Genomic DNA, 4,725 nt, shown 5'->3' with positions numbered 1-4,725 from the left:
TAAAAAGGAGAATTCTTTCTTCTTTTTATATTCTCAAAACAGTTAAGAGGGATGTGAAACAATCCCTCACGCAACTGGATGAATATAAAAAGGAGAATTTTTCCTTCTTTCCTGCCTGACTGAGTCACGCAGGCAAGTATCTTTTATCTTTTACCTTTCCTCTTTCCTGCCTGACTGAGTCACGCAGGCAGGTATCTTTTGTCTTTCTTCTTTTATCATAAAGTAACATAAAACCAATCATCTCTTTTAAATAAAACTTTTAGGTTACTCTATTTCTTTCTTTTTATTTTGTTTTACAACAAATGCTGCTATATATATAGATAACTCATAAAGTATCATAATAGGTATAGATACCAAAATCTGACTTGAAATATCCGGAGGAGTAATAATAGCAGACAATACCAATACACCAACAAAAGAATGACGACGATAACTTCTCATCATATCAGGAGTCAGCAAGTCTATTTTAGCTAAAAAATATACAATTATAGGTAACTCAAAAACAACTCCTGATGATAATGTTACTGTTGATACGGTACTGATATAGGATGATAAATCTATTTCGTTCAAAATTTCATCACTTACTCTGTAGCCTCCCAAAAAATTTATCGACAATGGTGCAATCAGATAATAGCCGAACAATATTCCTAACATAAATAACACAGTACTCACAAAAACTACACCATTGGTATAGCTACGTTCTTTTATTGTTAATCCCGGTTTTAAAAAACGCCACATTTCCCACATGATATATGGAAAGGCTATGATAAATCCGGCAATAAATGAAACCCATAAATGCGATGTAAATTGTCCTGCCATTGTACGGTTCTGAACAACAAACGGCATCTCGTCCATGCACATTCCCGCGCCATCCATACCAAAGAACTTCGATAAATTACACAACATTCTATAAGTAAAGAAATCCGGTTGCTTTGGCCCAAAAATTATATCGTCAAATATTATATCTTTCGAAACAAAAGCTATTATTGTAAATATGAATATTGCCGCGAAGGCTCTAACCAAGTGCCATCTTAATACTTCTAAATGTCCTAAAAATGACATCTCGTTGTTCTTTGCCATCTATTTTTTAGATTATTCCTTCTTTAATAATATCGTGTAGATGAACAACACCCTTAAATTCCTTCCCTTCCACTACCAAGAGTTGAGTAATATCAAAACTCTCCATTATCCTTAATGCTTCTGCTGCCAGAGTATTTTCATCAATAGTTTTTGGTTTCTGACTCATTATATTTGATGCTTCTAAATTACTAAAATCATCATTATTTTCAAGCATTCTTCGCAAATCACCATCAGTAATAATACCAATAATCATATCATTATCATCTAAAACGGCAGTTACTCCTAATCTGCTTTTAGATATTTCGATGATAACATCCTTTACGCCGGTATTATGCCTTACAATTGGTTTTGCATTTTTATTAATCATATCTGAAACCCTCAGATATAACTTCTTCCCTAAAGCACCACCGGGATGATATTTTGCAAAATCATCACTGCCAAAACCTCTTGATTCTATAAGAGCAACAGCTAATGCATCACCTATAACCAACTGTGCAGTTGTGCTTGATGTTGGTGCCAAATTATTAGGACATGCTTCTTTTTCTACACTCGCATTAAGTCTATAGTCAGAATTTTTACCAAGATATGAATCCAGATTACCTGTAATAGCAACAATCTTATTCCCCATATTGCGAACAAGAGGCACTAAAACTTTTATTTCCGGAGTATTCCCGCTTTTTGATATACAAACAACAACATCTCCATCCTGAATATTTCCTAAATCTCCATGAATGGCATCTGCAGCATGCATAAAAACAGCCGGCGTTCCTGTTGAATTTAAAGTTGCTACTATTTTATTTCCGATATTGGCACTTTTTCCAATTCCTGTAATAATTACCCGACCTTTCGAAACACAAATCAGGTCAACAACTTCTACAAATTCATCATCAACGTAGTCAGCCAACTTTCTAATCGCCTCACTTTCAGTTAAAATAACTTCTTTTACTACTGTTTTAATATTTCTTTTCATCAAAAATACTTTGACAATTAATATATTGTTTAATAAATATCTTATCTTTATTTTAGTGTTGCAAATGTATCTAAAAAATAGCAAACGAGTAGATATGAATATAAATGAAATAGATCTTCATGCAGAATTAAAGAAATACTTTGGTTTTGATGCATTTAAGGGAGAACAGGAAGGTGTTGTAAAAAGCTTATTAGAAGGAAATGATACTTTTGTACTTATGCCTACCGGCGGTGGAAAATCCTTAACATATCAATTACCTGCATTAATAAGTGAAGGTACAGCAATAATTGTTAGTCCTTTGATTGCTTTGATGAAAAATCAGGTAGATGCAATTCGGGGTATTTCAACAAATCATGGAATTGCACATGTTCTTAATTCATCTTTGAATAAAGGTGAGATAGAACAGGTAAAAAGCGACATTGTAAATGGTATTACTAAATTACTTTATGTAGCTCCTGAATCATTGACGAAAGAGGAAAATATAGAATTCTTTAAATCGGTAAAACTATCATTCTTCGCTATTGACGAAGCTCACTGTATATCAGAATGGGGACATGATTTCAGACCGGAATACAGAAACCTGAGATCTATTATTTCTAAAATTGGAATAGTTCCTATTATAGCCCTAACTGCAACGGCTACCCCTAAAGTACAGGAGGATATTCAAAAAACACTTGGAATGAATGAGGCCAAAGTTTACAAAGCCTCATTTAACCGCCCAAATCTGTTTTATGAAGTACGTCCAAAGGTTCAGGTAAATAAAGAAATCATACGATTTGTAAAAAGTCATCAGGGAAAATCGGGAATTATATACTGTTTGAGCCGTAAAAAGGTTGAGGAAATAGCTCAGATGCTTCAGGTAAACGACATTAGTGCATTACCATATCATGCCGGTTTAGATGCTAAAACAAGGGTTAAGCATCAGGATGCATTCTTAATGGAAGATGTAGATGTAATAGTTGCTACTATAGCATTTGGTATGGGTATTGATAAACCGGATGTACGTTTTGTTATACACCACGATATGCCAAAAAGTTTAGAGTCCTACTATCAGGAAACTGGTAGAGCCGGTCGTGATGGTGGTGAAGGAGTTTGTGTTGCATTTTATGCATATAAAGATATTGAAAAACTGGAGAAATTTTTGGTCGGTAAACCTATTGCAGAAATGGAAGTGGGGAATGCTCTGTTACAGGAGGTTGTTTCTTATGCAGAAACTTCAATTTCGCGCCGTAAATTCCTGTTACACTACTTTGGAGAAGAATTTGACGAGATAAACGGTGATGGAGCCGAGATGGATGATAACACAAGAAATCCAAAACCAAAAACCAAAGCGGGTGCAGAAGTAAAAATACTTCTGGAAATGATTAAGAATACCAACCAGAAATTCAAATCGAAAGAGATAGTATATTCGCTGGTAGGAAAAACCAATGCTCTGATAAATTCTCATAAAACAGATCAAAAACCGTTTTTTGGAATAGGTAAGTACAAAGAAGATAAATTCTGGATGGCTGCAATTCGACAAATTATGGTTGTTGGATTGATTAAAAAGGACATTGAATCATATGGCGTAATTAAACTAACACCTGAAGGAGAAGAATTCATTAAATCTCCTAAGGAATTTATGATTATCGAAGACCATAATTACGACAATATTGATGAGGAAGAAAAAGCTCTTTCTACCCAGCCTAAAAGTGGTGGTTTCGATAAAAAATTATTCGATGTTCTTAAAGATCTGCGAAAAAAAGTAGCTAAGCAAAATGGTATTCCTCCATTCGCTATATTCCAGGATCCTTCACTTGAAGATATGGCTCTTCAATACCCTATAACAATTGATGAATTGAAGAATATTTTTGGTGTAGGTGAAGGGAAAGCACGAAAATTCGGAAGTAGTTTTGCAAAAACAATTGCAAATTATGTAGAAGAAAATGATATTACACGTCCGGATGATCTGGTTATAAAATCATTAGTCAACAAATCGACGAATAAAGTTTATATAATTCAGAAAACTGACCAGAAAATACCTTTGGCCGACATTGCAAAGAATAAAAACCTAACGGTTGATGAACTTCTTGCTCAGATGGAAGCTATTATTAATTCCGGCACTAAAATCAACATTAATTACGAATTGAATTCATTGCTCGACGAAGACCAGCAGGACGAAATCTACGAATACTTTATGGAAGCTGAAACAGATTCTCTTGAAGAAGCCGTTGAGGAATTTGATGGAGAATACACCGATGAAGAGATTAGAATGGTGCGAATTCGGTTTATGAGTGAAGTAGCAAATTAGATTGCTTAGACCTTAGTCCTAATATTAATAAAATCCGTGAATTTATGGCTTTTAAAATCAAGCCACAGATTCACGGATTATTTATCTAGACGTTAGACGATATATGTTAGACGTTAGATTTCGGTTTTCCACCCCTCAAACACTTCCACAGCCTTTTATCTTTCCTGCCTGACTGAGTCACGCAGGCAGGTATCTTTTATCTTTTATCTCGCTGGCACTCTATTTTTCAACAGTTCATCGGCTAAGCCGAGACACGGTGCTCGCTGAACCTCCTTCGTCGGTTTCCTCTTTTATCTTTAGCTCGCTGGCACTCCGTTCTTCAACGGTTGCTCGCTGAACCTCCTTCGTCGGTTTCCTCTTTTATCTTTTATCTTTTATCTTTCCT

3 protein-coding genes are annotated in these 4,725 nt (G+C 35.0%); 1 reads left to right on the top strand and 2 read right to left on the bottom strand.

From position 1 onward, the window contains the following. Positions 1-264 precede the first annotated feature (264 nt). Positions 265-1,080: a twin-arginine translocase subunit TatC gene (gene tatC / locus ABFR62_13060; protein MEN8139350.1), complete on the bottom strand. Its 816-nt coding sequence runs from the start codon at positions 1,078-1,080 to the stop codon at positions 265-267. A gap of 7 nt (positions 1,081-1,087) precedes the next feature. Then, complete coding sequence (locus ABFR62_13055; GenBank protein MEN8139349.1) at positions 1,088-2,050, bottom strand: KpsF/GutQ family sugar-phosphate isomerase; 963 nt, start codon at positions 2,048-2,050, stop codon at positions 1,088-1,090. 94 nt (positions 2,051-2,144) lie between these two features. Between ABFR62_13055 and ABFR62_13050 the strand changes: the two genes are divergently transcribed. After that, positions 2,145-4,340, top strand: coding sequence for a RecQ family ATP-dependent DNA helicase (locus tag ABFR62_13050; protein ID MEN8139348.1), 2,196 nt, complete (start codon positions 2,145-2,147; stop codon positions 4,338-4,340). The last annotated feature ends 385 nt before the right edge of the window (positions 4,341-4,725 follow it).

This window comes from Bacteroidota bacterium (genome assembly GCA_039714315.1).
Lineage (GTDB): Bacteria > Bacteroidota > Bacteroidia > Flavobacteriales > JADGDT01 > JADGDT01.
The sequence above is the reverse complement of the archived record's forward strand: the minus strand, read 5'-3'. Positions and strand labels throughout refer to the sequence as shown.